The 26477-nt window shown below is 60.1% G+C and carries 25 protein-coding genes, 1 pseudogene and 1 riboswitch; of the genes and pseudogenes, 13 read left to right on the top strand and 13 right to left on the bottom strand.

The window, feature by feature from the left end; translation table 11 throughout:
* Nucleotides 1-64: 64 nt before the first annotated feature.
* Entirely contained in the window at nucleotides 65-658 is a 594-nt protein-coding gene (locus HX868_RS07510) for a phosphoheptose isomerase (RefSeq protein ID WP_007904374.1), read from the top strand.
* The gene (locus HX868_RS07505) at nucleotides 655-1236 is read left to right on the top strand and encodes a BON domain-containing protein (protein ID WP_016974948.1); all 582 of its coding nucleotides are present in this window, start codon (nucleotides 655-657) and stop codon (nucleotides 1234-1236) included. Before HX868_RS07510 ends, HX868_RS07505 begins: the two co-directional genes overlap by 4 nt.
* A 58-nt stretch (nucleotides 1237-1294) precedes the next feature.
* On the opposite strand, the gene HX868_RS07500 is transcribed toward HX868_RS07505, so the two are convergent.
* A complete protein-coding gene (locus tag HX868_RS07500; RefSeq protein WP_058422961.1) occupies nucleotides 1295-2068 on the bottom strand; it encodes a YiaD family glycine zipper/OmpA-like lipoprotein in 774 nt (257 codons plus the stop codon).
* A gap of 192 nt (nucleotides 2069-2260) precedes the next feature.
* Nucleotides 2261-2905, bottom strand: coding sequence for an MBL fold metallo-hydrolase (locus tag HX868_RS07495; RefSeq protein WP_177002431.1), 645 nt, complete (start codon nucleotides 2903-2905; stop codon nucleotides 2261-2263).
* Between the two features lie 138 nt (nucleotides 2906-3043).
* Here HX868_RS07495 and HX868_RS07490 point away from each other — a divergent pair, with 138 nt between their 5' ends.
* Together HX868_RS07490 and HX868_RS07485 are read left to right on the top strand one after the other, a co-directional pair.
* Nucleotides 3044-3511, top strand: a complete 468-nt coding sequence (locus HX868_RS07490; RefSeq protein WP_177002430.1) for a helix-turn-helix domain-containing protein — start codon at nucleotides 3044-3046, stop codon at nucleotides 3509-3511.
* The gene (locus tag HX868_RS07485) at nucleotides 3511-4782 is read left to right on the top strand and encodes a type II toxin-antitoxin system HipA family toxin (RefSeq protein WP_177002429.1); all 1272 of its coding nucleotides are present in this window, start codon (nucleotides 3511-3513) and stop codon (nucleotides 4780-4782) included. The genes HX868_RS07490 and HX868_RS07485 overlap by 1 nt, the downstream gene beginning before the upstream one ends.
* Here HX868_RS07485 and HX868_RS07480 read toward each other — a convergent pair.
* The 5 genes from HX868_RS07480 to HX868_RS07460 all read right to left on the bottom strand — a co-directional run bounded on the left by HX868_RS07480 (nucleotide 4779) and on the right by HX868_RS07460 (nucleotide 13738).
* The gene (locus HX868_RS07480; RefSeq protein WP_177002428.1) at nucleotides 4779-7508 is read right to left on the bottom strand and encodes a winged helix-turn-helix domain-containing protein; all 2730 of its coding nucleotides are present in this window, start codon (nucleotides 7506-7508) and stop codon (nucleotides 4779-4781) included. The genes HX868_RS07485 and HX868_RS07480 overlap by 4 nt on opposite strands.
* 186 nt (nucleotides 7509-7694) lie before the next feature.
* Nucleotides 7695-9059: a DUF1329 domain-containing protein gene (locus HX868_RS07475; RefSeq protein WP_016978294.1), complete on the bottom strand. Its 1365-nt coding sequence runs from the start codon at nucleotides 9057-9059 to the stop codon at nucleotides 7695-7697.
* A 29-nt stretch (nucleotides 9060-9088) separates the two neighbouring features.
* Nucleotides 9089-10960, bottom strand: coding sequence for a DUF1302 domain-containing protein (locus HX868_RS07470; RefSeq protein WP_095014741.1), 1872 nt, complete (start codon nucleotides 10958-10960; stop codon nucleotides 9089-9091).
* Nucleotides 10961-11291: 331 nt separating this feature from the next.
* Nucleotides 11292-12974 (bottom strand): fatty acid--CoA ligase, encoded by a 1683-nt coding sequence (locus tag HX868_RS07465; RefSeq protein WP_177002427.1) that lies wholly within the window; start codon nucleotides 12972-12974, stop codon nucleotides 11292-11294.
* A 131-nt stretch (nucleotides 12975-13105) separates the two neighbouring features.
* A complete protein-coding gene (locus HX868_RS07460; protein ID WP_016978297.1) occupies nucleotides 13106-13738 on the bottom strand; it encodes a LysE family translocator in 633 nt (210 codons plus the stop codon).
* Between the two features lie 85 nt (nucleotides 13739-13823).
* On the opposite strand from HX868_RS07460, the gene HX868_RS07455 reads away from it, so the two are divergent.
* The 3 genes from HX868_RS07455 to HX868_RS07445 all read left to right on the top strand — a co-directional run bounded on the left by HX868_RS07455 (nucleotide 13824) and on the right by HX868_RS07445 (nucleotide 16663).
* Nucleotides 13824-14789 carry a 2-hydroxyacid dehydrogenase gene (locus HX868_RS07455; protein ID WP_177002426.1) on the top strand — a complete coding sequence of 322 codons (966 nt, stop codon included), beginning with the start codon at nucleotides 13824-13826 and terminating at the stop codon, nucleotides 14787-14789.
* 30 nt (nucleotides 14790-14819) lie between these two features.
* A complete protein-coding gene (locus HX868_RS07450) occupies nucleotides 14820-15818 on the top strand; it encodes a methyltransferase (RefSeq protein ID WP_177002425.1) in 999 nt (332 codons plus the stop codon).
* Nucleotides 15819-15868: 50 nt separating this feature from the next.
* A riboswitch (yybP-ykoY riboswitch) is annotated at nucleotides 15869-15990 on the top strand.
* Between the two features lie 88 nt (nucleotides 15991-16078).
* Nucleotides 16079-16663 (top strand): TMEM165/GDT1 family protein, encoded by a 585-nt coding sequence (locus HX868_RS07445; RefSeq protein WP_016978300.1) that lies wholly within the window; start codon nucleotides 16079-16081, stop codon nucleotides 16661-16663.
* A gap of 108 nt (nucleotides 16664-16771) precedes the next feature.
* Here HX868_RS07445 and HX868_RS07440 read toward each other — a convergent pair whose 3' ends face one another.
* Nucleotides 16772-17590 (bottom strand): M48 family metallopeptidase, encoded by an 819-nt coding sequence (locus tag HX868_RS07440; RefSeq protein WP_016978301.1) that lies wholly within the window; start codon nucleotides 17588-17590, stop codon nucleotides 16772-16774.
* 178 nt (nucleotides 17591-17768) lie between these two features.
* Between HX868_RS07440 and HX868_RS31200 the strand changes: the two are divergent.
* A pseudogene (locus HX868_RS31200) lies at nucleotides 17769-19112 on the top strand (methyl-accepting chemotaxis protein); the annotation flags it as partial.
* A gap of 15 nt (nucleotides 19113-19127) precedes the next feature.
* Complete coding sequence (locus tag HX868_RS31195; protein WP_371262124.1) at nucleotides 19128-19970, top strand: methyl-accepting chemotaxis protein; 843 nt, start codon at nucleotides 19128-19130, stop codon at nucleotides 19968-19970.
* On the opposite strand, the gene HX868_RS07430 is transcribed toward HX868_RS31195, so the two are convergent.
* The 3 genes from HX868_RS07430 to HX868_RS07420 are packed head-to-tail and all read right to left on the bottom strand — an operon-like array spanning nucleotide 19967 to nucleotide 21078.
* Nucleotides 19967-20587, bottom strand: a complete 621-nt coding sequence (locus HX868_RS07430; protein ID WP_177002423.1) for an SOS response-associated peptidase — start codon at nucleotides 20585-20587, stop codon at nucleotides 19967-19969. The genes HX868_RS31195 and HX868_RS07430 overlap by 4 nt on opposite strands.
* A 36-nt stretch (nucleotides 20588-20623) precedes the next feature.
* Nucleotides 20624-20884 carry a putative signal transducing protein gene (locus tag HX868_RS07425; protein ID WP_177002422.1) on the bottom strand — a complete coding sequence of 87 codons (261 nt, stop codon included), beginning with the start codon at nucleotides 20882-20884 and terminating at the stop codon, nucleotides 20624-20626.
* 11 nt (nucleotides 20885-20895) lie between these two features.
* Nucleotides 20896-21078, bottom strand: a complete 183-nt coding sequence (locus tag HX868_RS07420; RefSeq protein ID WP_071494123.1) for a CPXCG motif-containing cysteine-rich protein — start codon at nucleotides 21076-21078, stop codon at nucleotides 20896-20898.
* A 131-nt stretch (nucleotides 21079-21209) separates the two neighbouring features.
* Here HX868_RS07420 and HX868_RS07415 point away from each other — a divergent pair, with 131 nt between their 5' ends.
* On the top strand, nucleotides 21210-22373 hold the full coding sequence (locus tag HX868_RS07415) for a 1-acyl-sn-glycerol-3-phosphate acyltransferase (protein WP_177002421.1): 1164 nt from the start codon (nucleotides 21210-21212) through the stop codon (nucleotides 22371-22373).
* A gap of 85 nt (nucleotides 22374-22458) precedes the next feature.
* Here HX868_RS07415 and HX868_RS07410 read toward each other — a convergent pair whose 3' ends face one another.
* Complete coding sequence (locus HX868_RS07410; RefSeq protein WP_177002420.1) at nucleotides 22459-22716, bottom strand: hypothetical protein; 258 nt, start codon at nucleotides 22714-22716, stop codon at nucleotides 22459-22461.
* 182 nt (nucleotides 22717-22898) lie between these two features.
* Here HX868_RS07410 and HX868_RS07405 point away from each other — a divergent pair, with 182 nt between their 5' ends.
* Nucleotides 22899-23108 carry a hypothetical protein gene (locus HX868_RS07405; protein ID WP_016978307.1) on the top strand — a complete coding sequence of 70 codons (210 nt, stop codon included), beginning with the start codon at nucleotides 22899-22901 and terminating at the stop codon, nucleotides 23106-23108.
* 57 nt (nucleotides 23109-23165) lie between these two features.
* Here HX868_RS07405 and HX868_RS07400 read toward each other — a convergent pair whose 3' ends face one another.
* Nucleotides 23166-23753, bottom strand: coding sequence for a YajG family lipoprotein (locus HX868_RS07400; protein WP_177002419.1), 588 nt, complete (start codon nucleotides 23751-23753; stop codon nucleotides 23166-23168).
* 182 nt (nucleotides 23754-23935) lie between these two features.
* Here HX868_RS07400 and HX868_RS07395 point away from each other — a divergent pair, with 182 nt between their 5' ends.
* Together HX868_RS07395 and mqo are read left to right on the top strand one after the other, a co-directional pair.
* Nucleotides 23936-24169, top strand: coding sequence for a hypothetical protein (locus tag HX868_RS07395; RefSeq protein WP_016978309.1), 234 nt, complete (start codon nucleotides 23936-23938; stop codon nucleotides 24167-24169).
* Between the two features lie 718 nt (nucleotides 24170-24887).
* Nucleotides 24888-26426: a malate dehydrogenase (quinone) gene (gene mqo / locus HX868_RS07390; RefSeq protein WP_177002418.1), complete on the top strand. Its 1539-nt coding sequence runs from the start codon at nucleotides 24888-24890 to the stop codon at nucleotides 26424-26426.
* Nucleotides 26427-26477: the final 51 nt, after the last annotated feature.

Genomic DNA, 26477 nt, shown 5'->3' with positions numbered 1-26477 from the left:
TGCTCTTTGCTTTGCGGGCTGCACATTCCTGTGCCAAACAGCCGCGCCACTTAAGGTCACACAGATGGACATGCAATCCCGAATTCGCCAGCTATTCCAGGCCAGCATCGACACCAAGCAACAGGCGATGGACGTACTTGCACCGCACATCGAGCAAGCCAGTCAGGTCATGGTCAATGCCTTGCTCAATGAGGGCAAAATGCTTTCGTGCGGCAACGGCGGTTCGGCCGGCGATGCCCAGCATTTCTCGTCCGAGCTGCTCAACCGTTTCGAGCGTGAGCGCCCTAGCCTGCCGGCCATTGCCTTGACCACTGACTCGTCGACGATCACCTCGATCGCCAACGACTACAGCTACAACGAAATCTTCTCCAAGCAGATCCGCGCCCTGGGGCAACCCGGCGATGTACTGCTGGCGATTTCCACCAGCGGCAACTCGGCGAATATTATTCAGGCGATCCAGGCCGCACATGATCGCGAAATGATTGTCGTAGCATTGACCGGGCGCGATGGCGGCGGCATGGCTTCGCTGCTGCTGCCTGAGGACGTGGAGATTCGCGTCCCGGCCAATGTCACCGCACGTATTCAGGAAGTCCACCTGCTGGCGATCCACTGCCTGTGCGATCTGATCGACAGCCAACTGTTTGGGAGTGAAGAATGACCGTTAACCGCCTCAGCCTTTTGGCCATCACCCTGTGCCTCGCTATCAGCGGCTGCAGCACGGCCATCACTGCAACACGAGACACCCCTATTCAGGATGACAAGGGCACCCGTACCTTCGGCAGCAAGATCGATGACTCACTGATCGAAACCAAGGTTGAAGTCAACGTCGCCAAGGCCGCCACCGACCTGGGCAACGGAGCCTCGCGCATTGTGGTTACCAGTTTCAACGGCGTCGTGCTGCTCGCCGGCCAGACGCCACGCGCCGACCTCAAGGCCCAGGCCGAACAAGCCGCCGCCGCTGTACAGCGCGTGAAGAAGGTCCACAACGAACTGCAAGTGATGGACCCGATCACCCTGCTGGCCATCAGCAACGACGCGCTGCTGACGACCAAGATCAAGGCACAGATGCTCACCGATAACGCGATCCCAGGTTCGCGCATCAAGGTCGTGACCGACAACGGCATCGTCTACCTGATGGGCCTGCTCACCCAAGCCGAAGCCACTCGCGCAGCTAACTTGGTGCAGGGTGTGTCCGGGGTACAGAAAATCGTCAAGGTGTTCGAGTACATCGACTGACCGAAACGACAGCCACAAAAAAGGGCGCCGCATGGCGCCCTTTTTTATTAGCGAATATTTACTGGTACTGCGAGTACGGATTGCCCTGGAACTGGTTGTTCTGTTGTGGCGCCTGTTGCTGGGCACCTGGCTGGCCATACTGCTGGCCTGGGATCGGGCCAAGATTCACTTCTACGCGACGGTTCTGGGCACGGCCGTTGACGTCGGCGTTGCTGGCAATCGGGTTATCCGGGCCGGCACCGCGGGCACTCAGGTTGGCGCCGTTGACGCCCTGGGACGTCAGGTAGTTGGCCACGCTCTGGGCACGACGCTGGGACAGGTCCATGTTCAACTGGCGGCTACCGGTGCTGTCGGTGTAACCGACGATCTGGATAGTGTTCTGGTTGAATTGCTTGAGCGAGTTGGCCAGGTTGTTCAGCGGCTGGTAGAAGCTGCTGGAGATCGCGTCCGAGTTGGTCGCGAAGGTGATGTTGCCCGGCATGATCAGCTTGATCTGGTCACCCTGGCGCTGAACTTCAACACCGGTATTGGCCATGCTTTCACGCAGTTTCTTTTCCTGTTGGTCGGCGTAGTAGCCATAACCCGCAGCACCGGCACCCGCAACGACCGCACCAATCAGCGCGCCCTTGCCACGGTTGTTGTGATCGATGGCCGCACCCGCCAATGCACCGGCCAGAGCGCCCAGGCCACCGTACTTGGCGGTCTTGCTCATACCGCCGGATTCATTACTCGCCTGTCCCTGGCTGCTGCCGTCATAAGGATTAGGTGATGCGCAGCCGGACAACAAGGCTACGGCGGTAGCGACAACAAGCAGACGACGCGAAGTGAACATGAAGGGAGCTCCTACTTTTGCATTCTATGGTGCAAAGGACATTGGCAATGGACCTGTGCCGAGTTTGGAACGCGACAAACGGTAAAAATTCCGTGACTACAGAAACCGTAGCAGACGCGCGCTGAACACGACCTGAGTTTTTGCTACAAGGTTTGCCTGTTATAGAACGCGTTCAGCCCGGCAATTATTCCTTCACGCCCGCACAAAAGGGTTCTCACGCATTTCATCGCCCAGCCGGGTATCCGGCCCGTGCCCGGTCACCACCGTCGCACCCTCGTCCAGGATGTACAGGCGCTGCTTGATCGAGCGCACGATGGTCGCCTGGTCGCCGCCCCACAAATCGGTGCGACCGATACCGCGACGGAACAGTGTGTCGCCGGCAATCAGCAGCTTGGCATCGGCAAACCAGAAGCTCATCGACCCCGGCGTATGGCCGGGCGTGTGCAACGCCACACCACAACCGCAGGCCAACTCTTCATCATGTTCCAGCCAACGGTCCGGCGAAGGCACGGGGGTATAGGGCACGCGAAACATCTGGCATTGCATTTCCAGATTGTCCCAAAGGAATTGATCTTCTTTGTGCAGGTGCAAGGTGGCACCGGTCTTCTCTTTCAACTGGCCGGATGCCAGGAAATGATCCAGATGGGCATGGGTGTGGATGATGCTCACCACCCTCAGGCCCAGGGCATCCAGCCGTGCCAGGATCAGCTCATGATTGCCGCCAGGGTCGACCACGATGGCCTTTTTGCTGACGGGGTCGCCGATGATGGTGCAGTTGCACTGCAGGGGGCCGACGGGGAAGGTTTCGCGAATCAGCGTGGGGGCTATGAGCGTCATGAGTGATCCTCTGAATCCTACTCAGTGCAATTAAACTATAACTTCCAAGCCAATATCGCCAAAATAATTGCACTTTTATAGATCAATTAAAGTGCTATTATTTTTTCACATACCGCAAAAAAGAGCAGGAATAATAGCATGGCAAAAAAAACATCTCCGCTGCTACCTGCTACAGAACGCTTGCTTGCCGGCCTTGGCGAGCGGATCAAACTTGCTCGCATGCGCCGAAAAATCACCGCCAAACAAGCCGCTGAACGTGCCGGCATGTCCCAGATGACGCTCCGCGCCTTGGAGCGAGGATCTTCGGGTAGCACGATAGGCGCTTACTTGGCGGTCCTGCAGGTCCTTGGCCTCGAAAAAGACCTGAACACCGTCGCATCGGAAGATGAGCTGGGTAGACATCTTCAGGATGCAAAGCTGCTATCCGCAAAGACATCAGTTACCCGAACGAATACGTCGATGGCGTCAGAGAAAGTTACAACTAAGCCCGCCAGCGTTCGTACGAAGCCACTACCTTCAAATCCTATGCCCCCTCCCGACAAGGGCACGATCAGCAGCGATGCGCTGGCTGCGCTGATCCCACCACGGCAAAGGAAAGACACGTAATGACCATGATTGGGGTTTATGCCGACTGGGAAGGTATCGACGGCCCCTTACGGCTTGGCTGGCTGCACGTAAGAAAAACCCGACAGACCGAAAAGTTCGAGTACGAACACGATCCCCTGGCCTTGCAAAACCGAGCGCTGAGCGCCATCCGGATTGATCCTGGCATTGGCCCCTTTGCAGGTGCTCAGTTTCCCGCTGAGGGGCGGAACATGTTTGGTGTGTTCAGCGATTCCTGCCCGGATCGCTGGGGTCGCCTGCTGATGAAACGCCGCCTGGAACGCGACATCCGCGACGGGCTGTACGACGCGAACACTCGGCTCGGCGAGTCGGACTACTTGCTGGGCGTACATGACGTTTTTCGCGCAGGCGCACTGCGCTACCGACTGAACGACACCGGCCATTTCCTCGACGACCAGGACGCCATTGCTGCGCCGCCTTTTATCGAGTTGCACGCGCTTGAAAGAGCCAGTCGCGAACTGGAGAACGATCCGGATAATCGGGCGCCAGAAGGTCGGGAGTGGTTGCGCATGTTGATTGCACCCGGCGGTTCCCTGGGTGGAGCACGCCCGAAAGCCAGTGTGGCCGATCGCAATAATCATCTTTGGATCGCCAAGTTTCCCTCGACCCGTGATACCTACGATGTAGGTGGTTGGGAGTTGGTCATCAATGCTCTTGCCAAGGCATGTGGTTTGAGAGTCGCGTCGGCAGTCGCCAAACGCTATGCCAGCGACTTTCATTGTTTCATGGTCAAGCGGTTCGACCGCACGGCCGCGGGCGGCCGCCTGCATTTTGCATCCGCTATGACCCTCACCAGTCGAGTCGATGGTGACGACGCGAGCACGGGCGCAAGCTATCTAGAGCTGGCTGAAGTACTGATGCGCAATGGCTCGAACACTGATCAGGATTTGCAAGAGCTATGGACACGCATCGTGTTCAACATTCTGGTTTCAAACACCGACGACCACCTGCGCAATCACGGTTTCATCCTGGAACCAGGTCACGGATGGCGCCTTTCGGATGCGTATGATTTAAACCCGACGCCAATGGGAGACGGCCTGAAACTCAATATCACCGAACATGACAACGCACTGGATCTCGAACTGGCAAGAGAGGTCGCGGGCTTCTTTCGTGTGAACCTTAGAGACGCGGATGAAATCATCGCTGATTGCATCAATTCCGTGAGCCACTGGCGAACAGTCGCCCAAGCAGTGGGCTTTTCACAAAGAGAACAAGACTATATGGCTCCGGCTTTTGCAAAAGCCCAGGCTTAACCAATCAGCCTCAACTCCTGCGCCCTAGCCACCGCCTGGGTACGGCGCTCCACACCTAGCTTGCTGTTGATGTGGCTCGCGTGAGTCTTGACCGTGTGCAGGGAGATAAACAGCCGGTTGCTGATCTCCTGATTGGAGCAGCCCTGAGCGATCAATTGCAGCACCGCCAGCTCTCGGGCGCTCAATGTCTCATGAGTCGAAGCTGCCTCCACCACTGCAACCGCCGGTAACAGCGCCAGCAGGCTCTGGCTCAGCAGCCGATGGGGATCTTTGGCAAGCTGCTCGCGCATCCAGTCCGGGTGGGTTTCCAGCAATCGTTCGAAGGGTTGCAACGCGCCACCTGCCCCGGCCTCAAGGGCTTGGGCAAACACTGGACGCGCCTTTGCCTCCTGCCCCTCCCCAAGCAACAGTTGCACCCGCTGGGTCAGGGCCATCAGCGCGATCATCTGACGCCCACTGTTATGAGCCTGTATCGCCAACGCTTCGAGACGTTGCAACGCCGCCGCCGGTTGGTGGCGAGTCGCGTCCAACGCTGCCTGTTGCAGCCCGATATGCTGTGGCAGATGTGGGTGAAACTCTGGCGCGGCGGCGGCGTTTTCGCCGTTGTAGGTTTGCCCCAGCCGCGTCAGCCAGGCGTCGGCCAAGTCGGTGCGGCCCTGGGCCAGCCACAGCTCGCACTTGATCAGGGTGATCATCGCGAGGTAGTAGATTGGCGGCACATCCCAGATATGCATCAACCGCTCGGCCTCGGCCAGCTCGGCGAAGGCTTTGGCAAAGTCGCCACGGCGCCCTTCGAAATTGGCGATCACGCAGTGGCCGATCAACACACTGATGTCGCGGCAAGCCCTGGCTTCAGCAAGACCGGCGCGCAAACGGGCGAGCCCGACTTCGGGCTGGAGGCGCACCAGCAACAAAAAACCCTCGTAAAGCGATAACCGTGCACGCACCGCGTACAAGCGCTGCGGCGCCAGGCCGTGCAGGCGTTGCAGGCCCTGGCGCACTTCATCCAGGGAACGCAGGATCTCGCCGCGCGCCTGCAACACCCGCGCACGGTCGTAATGGGCCAGGGCTTCGAACAAGGGGTTGCCGACGCGCTGCGCCAGTTCCAGGGATTCACGATTCAAGCCCCGTGCACGCCACAGGTCGGCATCGACAATGGCCAGGTTGGACAGGGTCGACAAGCACATCAACCGCTGGCCGTAACGCCGTTGCGGCAAGCTTTCCAGCGCTTCGCTGCAATAGCGCTGAGTCAGTTCGCGATCGCCACGGCCACGGGCGATGATCCCGCTCAATGCCAGCCACTGGGCCAACATCGACTTTTGCGCAGTGGCCGACGGCGCCGGCAGGAAGCGACTGAGGTAGCTGGACAGTTCTTCCGCCGCATCCAATTGGCAGGCCAGGCCCAACGCCCAGCTGTAGAGCACGATCAGGCGCGGCGTGCTGATCAGCAGGCTGTCGGGCAAGTCCATTTTCCAGCGCAGCAACATGCCCACGTTCTGTTCGGCCAGCAGTTGTTCCTCGGACAGGTTCTGCACCAGGTTGGCCGCCACATCCAGATGACCGGCGCGCAGCGCCTGCTCCACCGCCTCATCGATCAACCCCTGGGCATTGAACCAACGACACGCGCGCAGGTGCAGGCTGGCCGCCGGCAGCACGTTGCTGCTGGCGCGCCGCGTGCGCAGCAAATCCGAAAAAAGATGGTGATAACGGTACCAATGCCCCTGCTCGTCAAGCGGCACCAGGAACACTTGGTGCGCCTGCAAGTAACGCAGGATTTCGGCACTGTCGTGGGCTTCACGCACCGCATCGCAAAGTTCGCTGCAAAATCGGTCCTGAGGGGCGGTGTCGTACAAAAACGCCTGCACTTCGGTCGGCAGGCAGTCGATGACCTCTTCCAGCAGGTAATCGCGGATCAGCCCTTCGCCGCCGTGCAGGCTTTGCGGCAAGGCGCCGTCGCTGCCGGCCTCGGAGGCGGCCAGCAACCAGAAGCGCAGGCCGGCGACCCAGCCTTCGCTGCGGCGAATCAGGTTGTCGAGCGCTTCACCGCGCAAGGAACTGCTGTGGCGATCCAGTACGGCCAGTGATTCGTCGTGCGTCAGGCGCAAATCCTGTTCGTGCAGTTCCAGCAGATGACGCGACAGCCGCAGCCGCGCCAGATGCCAGTCCGGACGCTGACGGCTGGTGACCAGCACCACCAAACCATCAGGCAAATGATTGAGGAAAAACTGCAGGCAACGGTCGAGCACCGGCCCCTGGGCCAGATGGTAATCATCCAGCACCAGCAATAACGGAGTGCGGGTAGACAGCTGCACCGCCAGCTCGTCGAGCAGACCATCGAGCCATTCTTCGAAGGCAAAGGGTTGATGACGCTGACGCATTTTCAGCAGGCCCAGGGATTGGGCGCCGAGTTGCGGGAAGAATTGCTGCAAGCCGTCGAGCAGGCGTTCGAGGAAACGCCCAGGGTCGTTGTCTCGTGGGCTGAGGCCCAGCCACAGGCTTTGCCAATGGGCCGGCAAGCCCTGGCAGAACTCCACCGCCAATGAACTCTTGCCGAAACCTGCCGGCGCGCTGACCAGCAACAGCCGCCCTTCCAGCCCGGCGCTCAGGCGTTCGCACAGGCGCGGGCGCAGCACGTAGCCGTCAGGCAGGGGGGGCCTGTAGAAGCGACCTTCCAGGGTCGGGATTACCGCACTGGCAGGCCCTTGGATTCGGGACAGATCAGTCATCGCCGGGCTCTTGTAGAAGGCTGTTGTCGGCATTGCAGATGTCCGCAGACTAGCGGTAAAAGCCGCAGGTTTGTAGATCTTTGCTACAAATGACTGAAAAAGAACTGCGACAAAAAAATACGCGCACAAAAAAGCCCCGAACCGGTCGGGGCTTCTTTGCGAGGATGCGGCCTCGGTTAACGCACGTTAGCGAACACCATCCTGGCGCAGGGCCGCCGGGGTGAAGTCGCTGGTGGTGGCGGTGAAGCCAAAGTCATACGCCTGCTTCTCTTCGTTCTTCATGCCCAGCGCCAGGTAGCGACCGGACTGCAGGTCGTAGAGGGTTTCCAGGGCGTACCACGGCACTTGCTTGTCGTAGTAGTTCTCGGCATGGGCTTCCGCCACGCGCCACAGTTGGCCACGACCGTCGTAGTGGTCGATCACAGCGGCTTGCCAGGTGTCTTCGTCGATGAAGAAGTCACGCTTGGCGTAGATGTGGCGCTGGCCTTCCTTCAAGGTGGCGACCACGTGCCAGACGCGGCGCAGCTCGTAACGCGTCAGGTCCTGGTTGATGTGGCCGGCCTTGATAATATCGGCGTACTTGAGCTTCGGATCGTCGATCTTGTAGCTGTTGGAGGCGATGTAGATTTCTTTCTTGCCGTCCAGCTTCCAGTCGTAGCGATCCGGTGCACCGTTGTACATGTCGAGGTTGTCGGAGGTACGCAGGCCATCGGCGGCAGTACCCGGCCCGTCATAGGACACTTGCGGCGCCCGGCGCACACGGCGCTGGCCCGCGTTGTAAACCCACGCCGAACGCGGCTCCTTCACTTGGTCCAGGGTTTCGTGCACCAGCAGCACACCACCGGCCAGACGTGCCGGCGCGGTCACTTGCTGCTTGAAGTAGAACAGCACGTTGCCCGGATTTTTCGGATCGTAATCCTTCATCTTGTCGCGGAACACAAACTGGTCACGGAAATACACCAGGCTGTAGGAACCGTTGGTTTGCGGCGTAGCCTGGGTTACCAAACGGGTTACGCTGCCGCCGCGATACCGAGTGATGTGGTTCCAGATCACCTCAACACCGCTTTTCGGGATCGGGAACGGCACCGCGGTTTCGAAGTTTTCCAGGCCGTTGCCGCCAGACACCAGGTTGGTGTTGGTGGCGTTTTTCTTGATGGACGCAAACACCTCCGCCGGCACGGTGGCACCGCGATGGGTCGGGTAGACCGGCATCTTGAAGGTTTCCGGGTAGCGCTTGAACATCGCGTACTGCCCCGGCGCCAGCTTGTCCTTGTACTGCTCGACGTTCGCCGCAGTGATGGTGAATTGCGGTTGTTCACTGGCGTATGGGTTGGCCAGGAACCCACGGGCGTCAACAGCGCCGGCGTTGGTGGGCAGCGGCGACCATTTAGGAATGGTGCCCGCCGCGTTACCGGCCATTTCGGCGCCCATCGGTGTCAGGGTCGTGCCCAGCTTGGCGGCTTCATCCGCCGACACTGCCGCCATGACGTTGCTCGCCAGGATCGACAGCCCAAGCACACCCACGTGCAACAGACTTTTGGTTATTTTCATGTTCTGGTCTTCCTGAAAATACAGTGTGCTTAGAAGTTGGCGCCGAAGCTCAAAGCGACGAAGTCGCGGTCATCTACCGTACTGAACTTGCCACCAAAGAAGTTGGTGTAGGCCAGGCTGGCGGTGTAGGTGTTCTGGTACTCGGCATCCAGGCCCAGGCTGACCGCCTTGCGACCTTCTTCGAAGTTACCGCCAGGGCCTGGCGAATAACCGCTGACGTCATGGGACCAAGCGACGTTGGGCTTCAGGTTCACACCGGCGAAGACGTCCGGATATTCCCAAATGGCACGGGCGCGGTAGCCCCAGGAGGTGGAGGTGGTGAAACCGTCGTTGTTGCAGTTAGTGTTCAGGTCCGCAACGGGCACACCGGCACCTGCGGCGGTCGAGGCGTTGAGGCCATTGCAGAAACCGGCAGGCAGACTACCAGGGCCGAAAACCGGGTCGCGGCCATAACGAGTCTTGGACTTGCTTTCCAGCCCGCCCACATGTGTGACGCCGATTTCGCCCACCGTCGTCAGGCGGCTTGCCCCCATGACCTGATCAAAGAAATGCGTGAATGTTGTTTGTAGCTGGGTAATTTCCTTACGCCGATAACCATTGAGATCCTGTCCTGGAACGCCTTTGAGCACAGAGGCATTGGAATAACCGTTCAACGGTGTGACACCGGCAAATAGAATATCCGTCGAGTTCAGTTGCACCGGCGCATTCGGACGATAACTCACCTCACCACTCCACGCAGTGCCGGTAGGCAGGGTGGTGGAGAAGCTCAAGCCATACAAACGAATATCTTCTGGATACTCGACAAAATACTGGGAGTTGCCGGCGATTATCACAGGCGCCAATTGCCGTAACGCCGCGGGCGCGCCTGGGTTATTGAGCAGGTTATAGAGGGACTGGGAGGCGCCGCGAGCACTGAAGATAGGTGCCCGACTATGGTAATTCATGAAGTAAGCGCCGAACTCCGTGTCCAACGGCTCATAGTTGTAATGGAAGGCAACGCCGAACTGCCCGCTGTCCCGGGCATCCCTGTCACCGCCACGAGCAACCTTTACCCCTTCTTCGTTTACATCAACACCAAAGCTGTTGAGGGTCGGATAAGCTGCGGGGTTAATTCGAGAACGCTTGTTCAATACACGCAGGTTATCGGTGCAGCCATCTGAAATAATATCGGGCTGGGAGAAGAACGTTCCGCAGTTATCCGTTACCGTCTGGTCCCACTCCAACTGATAAAACGCCTCCGCCGACAAATTATCCGTCAGCGTTTGCGACACATAGAACATGTTGACCGGAATCAAACCCTCTTTGACTTCTGCACCCGGACGACGGAACGCCGATACATCGATCGGGTTGATGGAGTTGATGCCGCCGCCGATGAAGGTACTTTCACCCCAGCTCACTACTTGCTTACCGAATCGCACGTTACCGGGCTGATCGGCAATGGAATAGTTGTGGTAGATGAACGCATCGAGAATCTGCCCGCCAGAGGACTTGGCGCCTTCTTTACGGTTGTTGTCACTGATGTCCTTGAAGGGGCGACTTTCGTCCTTTAGCTCAAAGTCATACCAGTACTTGCCTCGTACAAAAACACCGGTGTCTCCGTACTTCAGTTCCAAATCATGGATGCCCTTGAAGATCTTCGAAAAGGTCTCGCCGCGCTTGAAGTTAAGGTGGCCGTCGTCGGAAGTCTGGGACAGGCCACGACCGCCATTGTTGGCGCCGATCAGGTCCTTGTTGGGCTTGGCTGTCGACCAGCTCGCCCCCACGGAAAGCGACGAGTCAAAGCTCCCTTCGATTTCACCAATGTTGAAACTGACGCCGAATGCGGGCCCGGCGAGCGTAGAAGCGAGACTGACGGCCAGGGGCAGTCTTGCCCGGCGCCAGAACTGGTTTACTGAGGTCATCGACGCTACTCCATGTGCATTATTGTTATGGCAGTGAGTTCTTTCTGTGATGCATGTAACGGCCGGAATACAACGATTCCAATGCCGCTCGGCAGCCGAGCCCCCATGGCCCGAAGCGGAACATCCTTGAAAAACTCTGGAAGGGACTATAGCCAGCAGGGGGTAGTGCTTGATCCCTCTAAAGTGTGATTTGCATCACCAACCCGTCTGCCACGACCCTTTCGCCACGTCGACGAAGGCCGACGCGGCAAGGATGGCTGAAAATCGGCAAATCACAAGTAAAGGCGCCAGATAGAGCATTGCCGTGCCCGAACGGGCACGGCGAGGGGCGTCAGAGGGTGGACAGGAAGGTGCTGTTATTGGCCTGCCATTCGATGATGTCGATACGGATACGTTTTTTGTCGAGCTTGCCGACACTGGTCTTGGGAATTTCAGTAACAACGGCAATCTGGCTCGGAATCGCCCACTTGCTCAAGTGGCCCAGTTCCACGAACGGCTTGAGGTGCTCCTTGAGCTCGCGGGCCCCTATCACATGGCCATCACGCACCACCAGCAAGGCAAACGGGCGCTCGCCCCATTGCGGGTCGGCGATGCCCACCACCGCTACTTCGCGTACCGCCGGGTGCCGGCTGACCAGGTCTTCGAGGGCCAGGGAGGAGATCCACTCGCCGCCGGTCTTGATCACATCCTTGATGCGGTCGCGGATGTCGATCACGCCGAAGGCATCCAGCGTGGCCACGTCGCCGGTGTGCATCCAGCCGCCTTCCCACAGCTCGGCGCCTTTTTGCGGCTCGTTGAAATAGCCTTCGCTGAGCCATGGCGCGCGCAGCACCAGTTCACCCTGGGACTCTCCGTCGGCCGGCAGGAAGTTGCCGTCGCCATCAATGATCGCGGCTTCCACCAACGGCCCGGGCACGCCGGCCTTGATGCGGTAGGTGGTGCGCTCATCCTCGCTGCCAGCCATCAACTCTTCGTTGAGGTGGGCGCAGGACACCAGCGGCCCGGTCTCGGACATGCCATACGCGGCGGTCAACTGAATGCCCCGTGCCTTGGACGCTTCGTACAGCGAACGGTTAAGCGCACTGCCGCCGATGACAATTTTCCAGCCACCGAAATCCACGTCCTGGGCCGCCTTGGCATTGAGCACCATTTGCAGGATGGTCGGTACGCAATGGGAGAAGGTGACCTTTTCCTTGCGCCACAGCTCCACCAGGTATTCCGGGTCGTAGCGACCGGGGTAGACCTGTTTCAGGCCGAGCATGGTCGCCACATACGGCAGGCCCCAGGCGTGCACGTGGAACATCGGCGTGATCGGCATGTACACATCGTTGGTGCCCAGCAGGCGCACGCTGTCGACGCTGCCCATGATGGTCGCCACGCCCATGGTGTGCAGCACCAACTGGCGGTGGGTGAAATACACGCCCTTGGGGTTACCGGTGGTGCCGGTGGTGTAGAAAGTGGTGGCGACAGAATTTTCGTTGAAGTCCTGGAAGTCGTACTTCGGGCTGGCGGCGGCCAGCAGGGTTTCGTACTCGCCCACCAGGTTGGGCAACTCGGCGGTCTTGGACTCACCGTCGGTGAGCAGCAGGGTCTTGTCGACCGTGGTCAACTGCCCGGCAATCGCCTGGTAAAGCCCCACGAACTCGCTGTTGACCAGCACGAAGCGGTCCTCGGCGTGGTTCATGGTGTACAGGATCTGTTCCGGCGACAGGCGCACGTTGATGGTGTGGATCACCGCACCAATCATCGGGATGGCAAACATGCATTCCAGGTAACGATGACTGTCCCAGTCCATCACCGCCACGGTATCACCGGCCTTCACACCCGCTTCAGTCAGCACATTGGCCAGGCGCGCAACGCGCTCGATCAGGGTGGGGTAGGTGTAACGCAGTTTGTCGCGGTAGACGATTTCCCGGGTCTTTTCATAGCGGGTGCCGGACATCAACAGGCGTTTGATCAACAGCGGGTATTGGTACGCACCTTCGGCGGGCGGGATAACACGGGTCTGCAACATACGAATCCCTTTTATGACTGCATGGTCTTGGCTGAAAGAACTGCACTGTAGAGCGCATATGTTTCAGCCAAATCAGCCAAAGGAATGATTTGCAGACCCCAATGAACGCTAGCTTTGCGCCAGCATCCAGCCTATTTCATGCTGGTGAAGGCCAGCTTGACCCCAATCGCAATCAACACCGCGCCCATGGTGCGGTCGAACCAATGCCCCATCCGCGCAAAACCGGCGCGCACGCGCTGCTGGCTGAACAGCATCGCCACCAAACAGAACCACAGCGCCGTCGCCACCGCCAGGTACACGCCGTAACCGGCTTGGATCGCCAGCGGTGTATGGGGGTTGATCACCACGGTGAACAACGACAGGAAGAACAGCGTGGCCTTGGGGTTCAAGCCGTTGGTGACAAAGCCTGCGGTAAACGCACCACGTGGTGTGCGCTCGCCCGCTTCGCGGTGCAGTTCGCCTTCGGCGACTGGCTTGGCCGGCTGCGCGCGCAGGGCCTTGAAACCGATGTACAGCAGGTAGGCGGCGGCCGCCCATTTCAGGGCGTTGAACAGCACGATGGACTGGGACACGATCAAGCCGATACCGAGCAACGAATAACCTACGTGTAGGAAAATCGCCGAGCCGACGCCCAGCGCAGTCCAGGTCCCGGCGCGACGGCCATGGGTGACACTCTCACGCACCACCACCGCGAAATCCGGGCCGGGGCTGGCCACCGCCAACAAGTGAATCAGGGCTACGGTCAAAAATTCGGCGGCGTACATGCTCACTCCAATTAAGTAACTGATTATTTCATCTGATAGGCTCGGGAGATTACGCCTTCGAACCCTGTCGCAAAAGGTACAGTTGATGACGAACAATTGCCGCGCCGTCTTCCTTGATCACCCGTCCCTGGACCTGGGGGACCTCGACCTCAGCGAGCTGCGAGACAGCTTCAGCGAGTTGCAGTTGTTTACCGGCACCACGCCGCAGAACGTGATCGAACGCGTGCAAGGCGCCCACGTGGTCATCAGCAACAAAATCGCCCTCAACACCGAAACCCTGGCGGCCTGCCCGGACCTCAAGCTGATCCTGGTGTCGGCCACTGGCACCAATAACGTCGACCTCGACGCCGCCCGCGCCCACGGCATCACCGTGAGCAACTGCCAGGGCTACGGCACGCCGTCGGTGGCGCAGCACACGATCATGCTGTTGCTCAACCTGGCGACGCGCTTGAAGGATTATCAACGGGACGTCAGCGCCGGCAAGTGGCAGGAGGCCAAGCAGTTCTGCCTGCTGGACCACCCCATTGTCGAGCTGGAAGGCAAGACCCTCGGCCTGCTCGGCCATGGTGAGTTGGGCGGCGCCGTCGCGCGACTGGCTGAAGCGTTCGGCATGCGTGTCCTGCTCGGCGCGATTCCAGGCCGCCCGGCCCGCGCTGACCGCGTGCCGCTGGATGAGTTGCTAGCGCAGGTGGACGCACTCACCCTGCACTGCCCGCTCAACGAACACACCCGCGACTTTATCGGCGCCCGCGAGCTGGCACTGCTCAAGCCTGGCGCGTTTGTGGTCAACACGGCGCGCGGTGGTTTGATCAATGAGCAGGCCCTGGCGGACGCCTTGCGCAGCGGCCATCTGGGCGGCGCAGCCACCGATGTACTGAGCGTGGAACCGCCGGTGAATGGCAACCCACTGTTGGCCGGTGATATCCCTCGACTGATCGTCACCCCGCACAACGCCTGGGGCAGTCGCGAAGCGCGCCAGCGCATCGTTGGCCAACTGGCGGAAAACGCCCGGGGCTTTTTCAACGGGGCCCCGCTGCGCGTCGTCAGTTGATAAACTGCGCCCCTTTTCAAGGAGCAGACCATGGATCCGCGCAGTGAAGTACTGCTTCGTCAGGCCGAACTTTTTCAAGGCAACCTGCTGCTGGTGGGGTTGCCTGCCGACGACCTGCTGGGTCGCCTGCCAAACGCCCATGGCTGGTGCTGGCATGCCGGCGATCAGGCGGCACTCGATGCACGTTTCCCCGGGCGCAGCCAGTTCGGTGTGAACGTGCCTGACCGGGCGTTTGATACGGCGGTGATCTTCCTGCCCAAGTCCAAGGATCTCACCGACTACCTGCTCAACGCCGTGGCCTCGCGCTTGCCCGGCGCCGAGCTGTTTTTGGTCGGCGAGAAGAAAGCCGGTATCGAAAGCGCCGCCAAGCAGCTGATCCCTTTCGGCAAACCGCGCAAGCTCGACAGCGCGCGGCATTGCCAGCTGTGGCAGATCACCGTGGCCAACGCCCCGCAAGCCGTCGAGCTGGAGAGCCTCGCCCAGGTCTTCGACGTGCCGCTGGCCGAGGGCCCGCTCAAAGTGGTGAGCCTGCCAGGCGTGTTCAGCCACGGGCGCCTGGATCGTGGCACCGAACTGCTGCTGGAACATCTGGACAAACTGCCAAGCGGCCATCTGCTGGACTTTGGTTGTGGCGCGGGGGTGCTGGGGGCTGCGGTCAAACGTCGCTACCCGCACAACACGGTGACGATGCTCGACGTCGATGCCTTCGCCGCCGCCAGCAGTCGCTTGACCCTGGCCGCCAATGGCCTGGAAGCCGAGGTATTGACCGGCGATGGTATCGACGCGGCACCGATGGGTTTGAACGCGATTTTGAGCAACCCGCCGTTCCATGTCGGCGTGCACACCGATTATTTCGCCACTGAGAACCTGCTGCGAAAAGCGGCGAAACACCTAGCAAAAGGTGGCGAACTTCGCCTGGTCGCCAACAGCTTCCTGAAGTACCAGCCGCTGATCGAAGAGCACCTGGGCGTGTGCGCGATCAAGGCCGAAGGCAATGGTTTTCGCATCTACCGTGCCAAGCGCGGCTGACGGGCGTTTGAAAAAGAAGGCTTGCCGAATGGATTTTGCCTAGGCAGAATCCGCTCCGTCCTAGGGGAGTAGTCTCCCACGAGCGCCACGCTCGTCCGGCATACGTCAACATACTTGGTCAGCAGACCATGGCGTATGCGACCCAGGAGTCCGCACAGACGGACCGGGGTTTGACAAGACCTATGACACGCACACCTTACCCGGGGCGGGAAGGCTGTACGTGTCATAGCCGTGTCGACCCGCCCCTGGAAACCTACCTGATGCTGGATTCATTACTCGTTCCTACCGCAATCGTTGCCTTGGCCGAAATCGGCGACAAGACGCAACTGCTCGCGCTCATCCTTGCAGCCCGCTTTCGCAAGCCCTGGCCGATCATCGCCGGCATCGTCGCCGCGACCCTGGCTAACCATGCGGCCGCCGGTGCCGTGGGGGCCTGGTTCGGCAGTTTCTTCTCGGATGCGGTGTTGCACTGGATCCTCGCGGCGAGCTTCTGCGCCACGGCGTTGTGGACCCTGGTGCCGGACAAACTCGACGATGACGAAGCCAGTACCACGCGCAAATTCGGCCCGTTCCTGACCACGCTGATCGCGTTCTTCCTCGCGGAAATCGGTGACAAGACGCAGATCGCCACAGTGATGCTGGCGGCGCAGTACCCGGAGTTGTGGCTGGTGATTATCGGGACGACCCTGGGCATGCTGATTGCCAACGTGCCGGTGGTCTTGGCGGGGAATTTTGCAGCGGAGAAACTGCCGTTGACGCTGATTCGTCGACTGGCGGCTTCGGCGTTTTTCATCCTGGCGATTGTGGCTGTTTACAAGGCCATGCAGAGCAGCGGCTGGATCTAACACACACCTTGTAGGAGCCCGGCTTGCCGTCGATAGCGATCTTCAGGGCGCTATCGCCGCGGTGCGACGATTCGCCAAGCCGGACTCCTACAAAGGGGCAGCGTTAACTCAGGATTTTTTTGCCTGCTGGTACAGCGGCATCACCTTCGGAATCGCCGCCTGCAACGAGGCGATTCGGCTGTCGGAGGCCGGGTGAGTACTCATGAACTCCGGCGGCGCACCTTCCGAGGCTTTAGCCATCTTGTTCCACAAGGTAATGGCAGCGTTCGGGTTGTAGCCCGCACGAGCCGACAGCTCCAGGCCGATCAGGTCCGCTTCGTTTTCATTGCTGCGGCTGTTGGGCAAGGTCATGCCGTAGTTGGCCACGGTATCGGCCAATGCCAGGCTGTCCTGGCCGAGGCCGAACAATGCACCGGCGCCCTGCTTCGCCATCTCGATCCCGTAGGCCTTGGACATGGCTTCACGGCCGTGTTCACGCAACGCGTGGGCGATTTCATGACCCATCACGGCGGCCAGTTCGTCATCGGTGAGCTTGAGGTTATCGATCAATGCGCTGTACACGAAGATCTTGCCGCCAGGCCCGCAGTTGGCGTTCATCTCGTCGCTCTTGATCAGGTTCACTTCCCACTTCCACTGCGCGGCATCCGCACGGAAGGTCGGCGCCTGGGCGATCAAGCGGTTGGCGATGGCCTGCACGCGCTTGGCGTTGGCGCTGGTCTTGTCCAGTTGGCCCTTGCTGCTGGCCTCTCCCAGGGTCTGCTGGTAGGACTGGGCATACATCTGGTCGACTTCCTGGCTCGACAGCATGCTGAACATGTACTGCTTACGCTCAACCCCAACGGCGCCGCCGCTGGTGGTGTTGACCGACTGACACCCGGCCAGCAGCATCGCTGCAACCAGGCCGCTAACTGCCAATGACTTCTTCATGAACCTCTCCCTGAAAACACGCCCTTAAAACATGGCGCGTATCGTAGGCGCTCGTTTGTATCGACGCCAGATACACCAGACGTGTAACCGCTGATTTTCAGATACATCCCACGGCGCCAATAACGTCGACGGGCTTTCCATTTGCGACACCCCAAACATTTTTGTAGGACAACCCCTAATGCCCTGCGCGCCCGTGGCCGATACAAAAAGGCGGATTCTCTCCCCTGTGCCCGGAGCTTTCATGAAATTCAAGTCGATCCAATTTTCTGTCGCGGCACTGGCCGGGGCGATTGTCCTGAGCGTGGTCGCGGTGCTGGTGCTGTACGCCTTGTTTGCCGGAGCGCGGACCCAAGAGATGGTGCAGGATCGCACCCAGGTGCAATTCGAACAGATCATCGAGCAGCGCCTGACCGCCTTGGCGCAAACCCAAGCCACCTTGATCCAGCGCGAACTGGAAGCGCCCTTGGTGACCGCCAAGAGCCTGGCCACCGCCAACGCCCTGCTCGGCATGAAAGACGCCAAGGGCCAGCCGGCGCTGCAAGTCGGCCGCGAGCAACTGATCAACCTGCTGCATGAAACCGTGGTGCGCAATCCGAAGATCCTCGGCGCCTACATCGGCTGGGAGCCCAATGCGATCGATCACAACGACGCAGCCTACGTGAACAGCCCCATTATCGGCATGGCCGCCGACGGCCGCTTCCTGCCCTGGTGGTATCGCAACGCCGATGGCAGCCTGGGCCTGGACAAGCTTGCCGACGTCAACGACCAGAACATCCTGTCCACCGGTGTGCGCGCCAGTGAGTACTACCTGTGCTCCAAGGAAAACAAAAAGGCCTGCGCCATCGACCCGGCTCCTTACAAAGTGGGCAACGCGATGGTGATGCTGGCTTCGTTCATCGAGCCGATCATGATCGACGGCACCTTCCAGGGCATCGTTGGTGCCGACCTGTCGGTGAACTTCATCCAGGACATGCTCACCAGCGCCGATCAAAAACTCTACAACGGTGCTGGTGAACTGGCGCTGATCTCCAGCAACGGCCGCCTGGTGGCCTACACCAAGGACGCCAGCAAGCTCGGCGAAAAGGCCAGCGACCTGCTCGACAGCAATGAACTGGCCAACCTCGGCCAGTTGAAAGTCGGCGAAGTGCGCTACGACATCGACAAGGAACACGGGCACATCGAGCTGTTCCTGCCGTTCAATATCGGCCAGGCCGACGCGCGCTGGACGCTGATGCTGCAACTACCCCTCAGCGCCGTGATGGCCGATTCGCAGAAGCTGCAAAGCGACCTGGAAGCCCAGCGCAAGACTGACATTTTCGGCATGACCATCGCTGGCCTGTTGATCGCTGGTATCGGCTTGCTGGTGATCTGGCTGGTCGGTCACGGCATTGCCCGCCCACTCAAACAAATGGTCGCGATGCTCAATGACATCGCCCAGGGCGAAGGTGACCTGACGCGGCGCCTGACCAGTGACCGTGCCGATGAACTGGGCGCGATCGCCAGCGGCTTCAATACCTTCCTGATCAAGCTGCAGGGCATGATCACCCAGGTGGTGAGTTCGGTGCAGAAGGTCAGCGATTCGTCAGAGCACACCGCCGACATTGCGATCCGCACCAACCAGGGCGTGCACAAACAGATGGTGGAAATCGACCAGGTCGCCACCGCTGTGCATGAGATGACCGCGACTGCGCAAGATGTTGCGCGCAACGCCACCCAAGCCGCCCAAGCCGCCAGCCATGCCGATCAGGCCGCAAGCCAAGGCATGCGCATCGTGCGCGACACCTCGACCTCCATCGGCGCACTGGCTGAAGAAATCGGCAAAGCGGTGGGCGTGGTGCAAACACTGGCCAAGGACAGCGAGAACATCAACGCCATCCTCACGGCGATTCGCGGGATTGCCGAACAGACCAATCTGCTCGCGCTCAATGCCGCCATCGAAGCGGCGCGGGCCGGGGAGCAAGGCCGTGGTTTTGCGGTGGTCGCCGACGAAGTGCGCAACCTGGCGCAAAAGACCCAAAAGGCCACCGAAGAAATCCAGACCATGATCCAGCAGTTGCAACAAGGCACGCGGGACGTGGTGCGGGTGATGGAGGACAGCCAGAACCGCACCGATGAAAGCGTGCAACACGCGGCCAAGGCGGCCGAAGCGCTGGAAACGATTACCCAGGCCGTCTCGGTGATCAACGACATGAACACCCAGATCGCCAGTGCCGCCGAAGAACAGAGCGCGGTGGCCGAGGACATCAATCGCAACGTGATCAATATCGGCCAGGTGGCCAATGAAGTAGCAGGCGGCGCGGATGAATCCAGCGCGGCCAGTGCGGACTTGACCAAGCTGGCGGAGCAGCAGCGGCGGCTGATCAATCAGTTCAAGGTCTAAGCCGGGGTCAGGCACTCCGGCCCATTGAGCTTGGGATCGTTGACCATGTTGGCCAGGACCCGCTCGCGCAACGCGACGGGTTCACTGGCCAGCAGGCCTTGCAACACATGCAACGGCGTCTCGGGATCGAGCCAGGCTGCCTGCCCGGCCTCACCCAGAATCAATGGCCGCCGCTGAGCCTGCGCCGCCTGGGTCACTACCGCCGTGCTCAACCACACCTGTTCCTGCACCGGATACGCTTCCCAGATCGCGGCGAAAAACAACGTGGAGCCCTCCCCCGGCGTCAGCCAGTACGGGCGTTTACGCTGGGTGCCGCGCCATTCGTAGAACCCATTGGCGGGCAGCAGGCAACGGCGCTGACGGAACGCTTCGCGGAACATCGGTTGTTCGGCCAGGGTTTCGGCGCGGGCATGGGCAGGCGTGCGGGAAAGATCGGTCAACCACGGCGGCGTGAGGCCCCAGCGAGCGCGGGCCAGGGTGCGCTGACCGTCGGTGGCGCGCTGGATCAGCACCGAATCATTCGGGGAAATATTCCACTGGGCCTGCTGGTCGGCCGGGAAGCCCGGCAAGGCAGCGAAGGCGGGATTCCAGCGAAACAGGGCATAACGTCCACACATGGGGCAACACGACTCTTGGGTAAACCGACCGACAGCCTAACAGACCAGCACGTCGGGGAAGCTGTCGGGTTCGTCACCGGGTAGTGGTTGTGCGCCGATGTAGGCAGTGATCAGCTCGCGGGCGTGCATGGCCCGGTCATTGTCAACCTCCAGGCCCAACAGACCAAAGATCGGCAGCTCGCCAGTGCCGCCGAGCAAATGCCGGCCCACCAAGTGCGCCTCGATGCCTTCGCTGGCGAGCATCTGTTGCAGCAGCTCGCCTTCCATCAGGTTTTCCGGTTCGTAGATTCGCAGCATCAGCGTACCCGTTATTCGTTTTCGCTTCGGGTTTCGAGCATCCACTCTTCCCCGTGCACCTGCAGATCGAAAATGATCGGCCGGCAACACACTTGGCAGTCTTCTATATAGGTCTGGTCACCGCCAGACAAATCCACCGTCGTTTCGACCGCTTCACCACAATAAGGACAATCGTACGTCGCATTTTCCAGCATCGCAGCCTCCAAGGTGACTTGTGCGTATAATCGCCGGTCTATTTACAGGGCTATTTCCGGCTGGGCCATTCCTCAGTCCGCACCCTGGTATTTCCTTTACTTACCCTAGCCGTTTCTAACAAGAGAGCATGATGGGCGAATTCGATACCATCCGACCTTACAACGACAGCGAAGTCCCGGCAGTGCTGGCACGTCTGTTCAGTGACAAGGCCTTTCTGGACATCCTGACCCACTTCCGCTTCCCGCGCTTTGCCGGCGCCCTGGGCTGGCTGCTCAAGCCGATGATCGCCCGCAAACTGCGCCGCGAGTTCGCTGGCGTCACCACCGTGGCCACGCTGCAGGACAAAGTCGAGTACTACGTCGACCACACCATCGACCGGGCGACCGACGGCGTGACCTACACCGGCGTCGAGCAGCTCAAGTCCGGCACGGCCTACCTGTTCCTGGCCAACCACCGCGATATCGTAATGGACCCGGCCTTCGTCAACTACGCCGTGTACCACGCCGGCCTGCCGACACCGCGTATCGCTATCGGTGACAACCTGCTGCAAAAGCCGTTTGTCAGCGACCTGATGCGCCTGAACAAGAGTTTCATCGTGCACCGCTCGATCACCGGGCGCAAAGAGAAGATGGCGGCCTATCAGCTGCTGTCGGCGTACATCAACCATTCGATCCGCAACGACGGTGCGTCGATCTGGATCGCCCAGGCTGAAGGGCGCGCCAAGGATGGGGATGATCGCACCGAGTCGGCGATCCTCAAGATGTTCCACGTCAGCCGCAAGGAAGAGCCGTTTGCCGAGGTGATCCAGTCGCTGAACCTGACGCCGGTGTCCATCAGCTACGAATACGACCCGTGCGATTCAGCCAAGGCCCGTGAACTGTACATCCGCGCTACTACCGGTACCTACAGCAAGGCGCCGGGCGAGGATGACGTGAGCATTGCGCTGGGCATCACCGGCTACAAAGGCCGGGTGCATGTGAACTTCGCGCCGCCGATCACCGAGCGCTTCGAAGACACCAAACTGCTGGCCGCCGAAATGGACCGGCAGATTCTCGGCGGATACCGCTTGTTCCCGGTGCATTACCTGGCCTACGCCCAGTGGAGCGATGCCGACCCGCAATTGCAGGTGCCGACCGCCGCCGAAGTGTTCCCGGCGGACGAACTGGCCAAGGCGAAGGCGGAGTGGGAGCGACGCTTGAGCGAGTGCCCGGCCGAGCACCGACCCTTCCTGGTGGTGCAATATGCAACGCCGGTGCGTAATCAGTATCGGGTCAAGGCGGGAATACCGCTGTAACCCTTGTAGGAGCTGGCTTGCCGGCGATGCCGGCGACTCGGTACTCAGGCGTACCGCGGTGATGCGATCGCTGGCAAGCCAGCTCCTACAGGCGGGTGCTGAGCCAGGAGATGGCCAGCGCCAGCCCAAGGCAGGCAAATCCGACGCGGTATGCCAGACGATGTGCCCGCTCGGTGCGCACATCCAGAAACAACATCGGTTGGTCGATCGCGCGGTCTTCGCCCTGCGCGGTCAGGTCGGCCATTGCGCGCTGTTCGCGCAGGCGGGTAATGAACAGCAGCGCAGCGCCCGGGCAAGCCACCGCTAACGCAACAACATTGGTCAATAATGCGGGCAGCGCCATCGCAAACCTCGGTAGAACAGTATTTTGGTATCGGTTCAGATACAAACCTGAACGATAGTGGCCTCCGGCGCCGTAAATGCTCCCTCCCCCATTGACGGTTAATGTATCCAGTAATTTACGCCGTCACCTGAACGTCACCTTAACAAGCCACTCTGTTGCCCTTCGACGCTTAGGAGCTTGTCATGCTGCACGCGCAAAACCAGGATCGGCTGTACCTGATCACCCAAAGTGATGAGCAAGAAGCACTGGTCGGCGGCCTGGCCTTCAACGTCCAGGACCGCCACTGGCTGGTGTATTGCGCCCTCGGCGGGCACCAGCACGCAGACCTGCCGGAGACCGATCTGCTGACAGGGGTGAGCCTGCTGGATTTCTGTATCGACACCGCCGCGTGAAACTGGAGGCGAAAAAAAGCCGGGCTCATCACTGGGCCCGGCTTTTTGTTGAATCGGTTATTGCGAGCTGAGCAAGGAACCGATGCTTGGGTCCTTGAACAGGCGGGTCAACGCATCACTGAGGACGTCGCTGACCAGCTTGGTGTTGGTTTCCTGGTTCGGCGACATGCCGAAGCGCTGGTTCAGGGACGCACCGTAGCGACCGCTGTAGCGACGGGTGCCGGCGCTGACGTCGGACTTGAAGGTCGCGCCGATGGACGCTTCGGTCACGTACAGGCCGTCTTTAGGCGACTGGTACTTCAGCTCGGCCAGGGTGATGGTCAGTTGCGGCGCACCCGGTGCGTTGGCGCTCGGGGTGAAACCCAGCAGACGCACGGCGGCTTCAGCCTGGGCCTGCAGCTTGGGCAGTACGTCCTGGGCATTCACAGAAACCAAAGCGGTCTCAGGGTACAGGCCACCGCGCGAGCCGAGGGTTGGCGATGGACGGCCATCCACCACACGCACCGACACCGGCTGGCCATGCCCGACAGGCGCCAGCTGGGAGGTGACTTTCGGCTCTGGACTGAGTTGTTGCGGGCTGTTGGCGCAGCCAACCAGGGTCAAACTGGTCACAGTGATCAAACCGAACAACAGGCGTTGCAACATACTCATTTCTCCAAGACTAGGCGCAAACAGGCCAGCAGTATAACGGTGCACGCACGCCACTCACCAGCCATCCTGAACGGGAGCTGAAGCCGCGTTGAAATTACAACTTCGCATAAATTCGTCATTCCAATGTCATGACACACTGGCAACCTTCAAGCATGTAACACCATAGGTACAAAGCCATGCGCCTTCTCAAATCGCTGTTCATGCCAAACGCCCGTCATCGCCACTATGCCTTGCTTGACGCACGCGGCCATTGCCTGGCGTTCAAACAGTGCAGCCTGCCTCCGGTCGGCGAGGGCTGGGTGGAAGTAGCGGAGACCCATCTGGGTTGGATGCACCGCCCGCTGCCGGCCAGCGCCCGGGTGAACTCGATGTCGACACATGGGCACCCACGCCACGCGCTGGCTTCCTGACCAGATCCTTAATAAAAGTCATAAAACACGCCCATTTCCCTGGCGTTCTTCGCTACAATCTCCCCCCGATTATAAGGACGTCTCCTGATCGGGCCTCGCAGCATCGTTAATGCCTCGGCACTAACCCCCCAATCGCCCACAGAGAGCCGCCCACACAGATCGAGTGAAGCTGGCGTGCTTGCTGTTTTCCTTGCAAACCATCCGCCTTTACCGAATCTGCCAGAGCTGCCATTGCGCTCGGCCACTTGAGTTGTTTGCCCGTTTTGCCGCGTGTCGGCTAGGGGCCAGGTGCCAGGCTGGGGCAGCCCTTTTTTGAGGTTCACGTCTTCAAAAGAGCGTGAAAAAACGGGTTTTCACAACTTCACAAGAGTGTGGCGAGCAAATGAATAGTTTGGCGTTTGTACAAGCACCATCAGCGTCTGGAACAGCCCAACCACACAGGACCGAGCACGCCTTAAAAACCGGAGCTTGAGCCTGTCCGCTACGGATTGGTTGCACGAATCGCACGCTTTGACCATAAGTCGAATTGCCACAGGCGCCCATGAATGCGTTCATAGGCAGATTAGCCCGGCAGGAAGCGTGCGCTGAACATGCAAAGAATTGCGAATCGGACATGGCGATCCTGGCCATGGGTAACCTGGGGCAACACGTGAACCGCCCCATCACTCCTGGCAGCCATGCCGTCAATTTGGTGCTGCAGATTTTGGAGACGCGTTAAATGGCGCATAACGAAGCAGTCGACGTAGTACTGGTAGGGGCCGGCATCATGAGTGCCACCCTGGCCGTACTGCTCAAAGAGCTCGACCCCGGTCTCAAGCTGGAAGTCGTTGAGCTGATGGATTCGGGTGCCGCGGAAAGTTCCAACCCGTGGAACAACGCCGGGACCGGCCACGCCGGGCTGTGTGAGCTGAACTACACGCCGCAGGCCGCCGATGGCTCCATCGACATCAAGAAAGCCGTGCACATCAACACTCAGTTCGAGGTGTCGAAGCAGTTCTGGGCGTACCTGACCAAAAAGGGCACTTTTGGCTCGTCCAAGTCCTTTATCAGCCCGGTGCCGCACCTGAGCTTCGTGCAGGGCGACAAAGGCGTGGACTTCCTCAAGAAACGCTTTGAAACCCTCAGCCAGCACCACGCGTTTTCGGACATGCACTACACCGAAGACCGTAGCGAAATGGCCGAGTGGATGCCGCTGATGATGCCGGGCCGCCCGCTCGATGAAAAAATCGCGGCCACCCGTGTCATGAACGGCACTGACGTCAACTTCGGCGCACTGACCAACCAACTGCTCAGCCACCTGACCAGCTCGGCAGACGCCCAGGTCAAGTACAGCAAGCGCGTGACCGGCCTCAAGCGCAACGGCGCGGGCTGGACCGTGAGCATCAAGGACGTCAACAGCGGCAACAGCCGTGAAGTGGACGCCAAGTTCGTGTTCCTCGGCGCCGGCGGCGCGGCCCTGCCGCTGCTGCAGGCCTCGGGCATCGAAGAGAGCAAAGGCTTTGGCGGCTTCCCGGTCAGCGGCCAGTGGCTGCGTTGCGACAACCCGGAAGTGGTCAAGCATCACCAGGCCAAGGTCTACAGCCAGGCAGCCGTAGGTTCGCCACCGATGTCCGTACCGCACCTGGACACCCGTGTGGTGGACGGCAAGAAGTCCCTGTTGTTCGGGCCATACGCCGGCTTTACAACCAAGTTCCTCAAGCACGGCTCGTTCCTCGACCTGCCGATGTCGATTCGCGCCGGCAACATCGGCCCGATGCTCGCCGTGGCCCGCGACAACATGGACCTGACCAAGTATCTGGTCAGCGAAGTACGCCAGTCCATGGAACAGCGCCTGGAATCCCTGCGTCGCTTCTACCCGGAGGCGAAAGCCGAAGACTGGCGCCTGGAAGTGGCCGGCCAACGGGTGCAGATCATCAAGAAAGACCCGAAAAAAGGCGGCGTGCTGCAATTCGGTACCGAGCTGGTCGCGGCCAAAGACGGCTCGCTGGCCGCGCTGCTGGGTGCATCCCCGGGTGCTTCGGTGACCGTTTCGATCATGCTGGAATTGATCGAGAAGTGCTTCCCGAGCAAAGCCGCGGGTGAATGGGCCGCCAAGTTGCAGGAAATTTTCCCGGCACGGGAAAAAGTCCTGGAAACGGATGCGGAGCTGTACCGCAAGATCAACGCGCAGAACAACATCAGCCTGGAGCTGGTTGAACCTGTAGGAGCGAGCTCGCTCGCGAAAAACGTCAACGATAACGCAGCGCATATGGATTAACGCAGCGCTCTCTGGTTTTTCGCGAGCAAGCTCGCTCCTACAGTAGAAAGC

It is taken from the genome of Pseudomonas reactans (assembly GCF_013385825.1).
Taxonomy (GTDB): domain Bacteria; phylum Pseudomonadota; class Gammaproteobacteria; order Pseudomonadales; family Pseudomonadaceae; genus Aquipseudomonas; species Aquipseudomonas reactans.
Note: the sequence above shows the minus strand (reverse complement) of the source record. Positions and strands in the feature narration are given on the sequence as shown.

Excerpts from the sequence above, each read along its gene's own strand:
- HX868_RS07510 (WP_007904374.1), top strand. The coding sequence starts at position 65 with ATGGACATGCAATCCCGAATTCGCCAGCTATTCCAGGCCAGCATCGAC.
- HX868_RS07505 (WP_016974948.1), top strand. The coding sequence starts at position 655 with ATGACCGTTAACCGCCTCAGCCTTTTGGCCATCACCCTGTGCCTCGCT.
- HX868_RS07500 (WP_058422961.1), bottom strand. The coding sequence starts at position 2,068 with ATGTTCACTTCGCGTCGTCTGCTTGTTGTCGCTACCGCCGTAGCCTTG.
- HX868_RS07495 (WP_177002431.1), bottom strand. The coding sequence starts at position 2,905 with ATGACGCTCATAGCCCCCACGCTGATTCGCGAAACCTTCCCCGTCGGC.
- HX868_RS07490 (WP_177002430.1), top strand. The coding sequence starts at position 3,044 with ATGGCAAAAAAAACATCTCCGCTGCTACCTGCTACAGAACGCTTGCTT.
- HX868_RS07485 (WP_177002429.1), top strand. The coding sequence starts at position 3,511 with ATGACCATGATTGGGGTTTATGCCGACTGGGAAGGTATCGACGGCCCC.
- HX868_RS07480 (WP_177002428.1), bottom strand. The coding sequence starts at position 7,508 with ATGACTGATCTGTCCCGAATCCAAGGGCCTGCCAGTGCGGTAATCCCG.
- HX868_RS07475 (WP_016978294.1), bottom strand. The coding sequence starts at position 9,059 with ATGAAAATAACCAAAAGTCTGTTGCACGTGGGTGTGCTTGGGCTGTCG.
- HX868_RS07470 (WP_095014741.1), bottom strand. The coding sequence starts at position 10,960 with ATGACCTCAGTAAACCAGTTCTGGCGCCGGGCAAGACTGCCCCTGGCC.
- HX868_RS07465 (WP_177002427.1), bottom strand. The coding sequence starts at position 12,974 with ATGTTGCAGACCCGTGTTATCCCGCCCGCCGAAGGTGCGTACCAATAC.
- HX868_RS07460 (WP_016978297.1), bottom strand. The coding sequence starts at position 13,738 with ATGTACGCCGCCGAATTTTTGACCGTAGCCCTGATTCACTTGTTGGCG.
- HX868_RS07455 (WP_177002426.1), top strand. The coding sequence starts at position 13,824 with ATGACGAACAATTGCCGCGCCGTCTTCCTTGATCACCCGTCCCTGGAC.
- HX868_RS07450 (WP_177002425.1), top strand. The coding sequence starts at position 14,820 with ATGGATCCGCGCAGTGAAGTACTGCTTCGTCAGGCCGAACTTTTTCAA.
- HX868_RS07445 (WP_016978300.1), top strand. The coding sequence starts at position 16,079 with ATGCTGGATTCATTACTCGTTCCTACCGCAATCGTTGCCTTGGCCGAA.
- HX868_RS07440 (WP_016978301.1), bottom strand. The coding sequence starts at position 17,590 with ATGAAGAAGTCATTGGCAGTTAGCGGCCTGGTTGCAGCGATGCTGCTG.
- HX868_RS31195 (WP_371262124.1), top strand. The coding sequence starts at position 19,128 with ATGATCACCCAGGTGGTGAGTTCGGTGCAGAAGGTCAGCGATTCGTCA.
- HX868_RS07430 (WP_177002423.1), bottom strand. The coding sequence starts at position 20,587 with ATGTGTGGACGTTATGCCCTGTTTCGCTGGAATCCCGCCTTCGCTGCC.
- HX868_RS07425 (WP_177002422.1), bottom strand. The coding sequence starts at position 20,884 with ATGCTGCGAATCTACGAACCGGAAAACCTGATGGAAGGCGAGCTGCTG.
- HX868_RS07420 (WP_071494123.1), bottom strand. The coding sequence starts at position 21,078 with ATGCTGGAAAATGCGACGTACGATTGTCCTTATTGTGGTGAAGCGGTC.
- HX868_RS07415 (WP_177002421.1), top strand. The coding sequence starts at position 21,210 with ATGGGCGAATTCGATACCATCCGACCTTACAACGACAGCGAAGTCCCG.
- HX868_RS07410 (WP_177002420.1), bottom strand. The coding sequence starts at position 22,716 with ATGGCGCTGCCCGCATTATTGACCAATGTTGTTGCGTTAGCGGTGGCT.
- HX868_RS07405 (WP_016978307.1), top strand. The coding sequence starts at position 22,899 with ATGCTGCACGCGCAAAACCAGGATCGGCTGTACCTGATCACCCAAAGT.
- HX868_RS07400 (WP_177002419.1), bottom strand. The coding sequence starts at position 23,753 with ATGTTGCAACGCCTGTTGTTCGGTTTGATCACTGTGACCAGTTTGACC.
- HX868_RS07395 (WP_016978309.1), top strand. The coding sequence starts at position 23,936 with ATGCGCCTTCTCAAATCGCTGTTCATGCCAAACGCCCGTCATCGCCAC.
- mqo (WP_177002418.1), top strand. The coding sequence starts at position 24,888 with ATGGCGCATAACGAAGCAGTCGACGTAGTACTGGTAGGGGCCGGCATC.